This window comes from Vibrio genomosp. F10 str. 9ZD137, from assembly GCF_049974785.1.
Lineage (GTDB): Bacteria > Pseudomonadota > Gammaproteobacteria > Enterobacterales > Vibrionaceae > Vibrio.
Genome location: NZ_JBNGCJ010000140.1, coordinates 1 through 203, shown reverse-complemented (window position 1 = coordinate 203; position 203 = coordinate 1). Strand labels below are relative to the sequence as shown.

At 48.3% G+C, this 203-nt stretch carries 1 pseudogene; it reads left to right on the top strand.

Annotated features, from left to right (window positions below):
• Positions 1-203, top strand: a pseudogene (locus ACP45E_RS01755) (calcium-binding protein); the annotation flags it as partial.

Here is a 203-nt window from a genome sequence, read left to right as displayed (position 1 = left end):
CGGTGACGGGGTTAACCTCGTATTAGGTGGTAAAGGTGGCGATACCATAACAACAGGCATCGGCAACGATGTCGTCATTGGTGATAATGGTCAGGTTGATTATGTTGATGGTGTTGCTCGCATACTGCAAAGCACAGACAGCCAAAACTCAACAACAGGTGACGATGTCATTGTTATTGGGGCAGGAAACGACCGAGTCATCG